Here is a 1099-nt window from a genome sequence, read left to right as displayed (position 1 = left end):
CGCCCGGTTACATTCCGAACCCGGAAGCTAAGCCTTTCAGCGCCGATGGTACTGCAGGGGGGACCCTGTGGGAGAGTAGGACGCCGCCGAACAATCTTTCATGGACCCCTGGTCCCAGCGTTCACGCTGGGACCAGGGGTCCATTTGTTTTTCTGCTTGTTTTTTGTCGAAGCGCGCCTGTCGGCCAGGTGCGCGAGAATGACTGCGGTACCCGAAGACAGGAGTCACGTCGATGTCCACCAACTCTCCCGAGGATCGCTCGGGCGGCGAGTCGCGCTACGGCGGAGGCCCCCGCGGCCCGCGCGGTGGCGGTTTCCGCCGCGACGACCGTTCCGGCGGTGGCTTCCGTCGTGACGACCGCGGCCCGCGCCGTGACGACGACCGTGGCGGTCCCCGTCGTGACGACCGTCGTGACGAGCGTCCCGGCGGTTTCCGTCGCGATGACCGTCGTGATGACCGTTCCGGCGGTGGCTTCGGCCGCCGTGACGACGACCGTGGCGGTTTCCGCCGCGACGACCGTCGCGATGACCGTGGCGGCCGTCCGGGCGGTGGCTTCGGCCGGCGCGACGACGACCGTGGCGGCTTCCGCCGCGATGACCGCGACCGTGGCCCCCGTCGTGATGACGACCGTGGCCCCCGTCGTGACGACCGTCGCGACGAGCGTCCCGGTGGCTTCCGTCGCGACGACCGTTCCGGTGGCGGTTTCCGTCGTGACGAGCGTCGTGACGAGCGTCCCGGCGGTTTCCGTCGCGATGACCGTCGTGATGACCGTTCCGGCGGTGGCTTCGGCCGCCGTGACGACGACCGCGGTGGCTTCCGCCGCGACGACCGTCGCGATGACCGTGGCGGCCGTCCGGGCGGTGGCTTCGGTCGCCGCGACGACGACCGTGGCGGCTTCCGTCGCGATGAGCGTCGTGACGAGCGTCCCGGTGGTTTCCGCCGTGACGACCGCCGTGACGACCGTTCCGGCGGTGGCTTCGGCCGTCGCGATGACGACCGCGGTGGCTTCCGTCGCGATGAGCGTCGTGACGAGCGTCCCGGTGGTTTCCGCCGTGACGACCGCCGTGACGACCGTTCCGGCGGTGGCTTCGGCCGTCGT

1 protein-coding gene and 1 rRNA gene are annotated in these 1099 nt (G+C 70.6%); both read left to right on the top strand.

The features are described from left to right. Positions 1–92 (top strand): 5S ribosomal RNA (rrf, locus tag AC07BS_RS33765); the annotation flags it as partial. Between the two features lie 140 nt (positions 93–232). Continuing rightward, the coding region (locus tag AC07BS_RS33760; protein ID WP_478935425.1) for a hypothetical protein at positions 233–1099 on the top strand (867 nt) is incomplete at its 3' end.

The organism is Streptomyces sp. NPDC044063, assembly GCF_056434285.1.
Note: the sequence above shows the minus strand (reverse complement) of the source record. Positions and strands in the feature narration are given on the sequence as shown.